The sequence below is a fragment of the Anaerotignum faecicola genome, from assembly GCA_024460105.1.
In the GTDB taxonomy this organism is placed as follows: domain Bacteria; phylum Bacillota; class Clostridia; order Lachnospirales; family Anaerotignaceae; genus JANFXS01.
The window spans coordinates 1-474 of the sequence record JANFXS010000225.1 but is presented as its reverse complement, the minus strand read 5'-3'; the positions used below and the strand labels follow the sequence as shown (position 1 = coordinate 474).

General features: G+C 54.0%; 1 protein-coding gene. It reads right to left on the bottom strand.

What is annotated here, in order from left to right; all coding sequences use genetic code 11:
- On the bottom strand, positions 1 to 314 hold a 314-nt coding region (locus NE664_13665), incomplete at its 3' end, for a HAMP domain-containing histidine kinase (GenBank protein ID MCQ4727680.1).
- Between the last annotated feature and the right edge of the window lie 160 nt (positions 315 to 474).

Below are 474 nucleotides of genomic sequence, written 5' to 3'. Positions count from 1 at the left end.
ATATGAGGGAGATGCCCGGCATCTATCCCCTCCCCGGTATCCGCCACCGTAAGCACTGCCCGGTCTCCTCTCCGCTTAATACCAAGGGCGATACTGCCGCCCTCCGGCGTATGGCGCAGTGCATTATAGACCAGATTATCCAGCACGCTCCAGATTTTATTTCTATCTATCTTCAGTTTCAGCGCATCATCCGCCTCTGCCGTAAAGAAGAGCCCCATGCCGCCGGCCAGGTCCCCGTACTTTCTTTCCGCCTCCTCCATAAGCGGAAGGGCCATAACCCATTCCAGACGGTAGCTGACCGTACCGCCTTCCATCCTGGTAACTTCAAACAGATTATGGATGAGCCGCTGGAGATCCAGGTTCTTATGATAGGCAATTCCCAGATATTCCGTCCGCTCCTGCTCACTGGAGGCGACATTCTCATCCCCCAGCAGCTCCAGATAATTGTTGAGTACCGTCAGAGGAGTCTTTAAA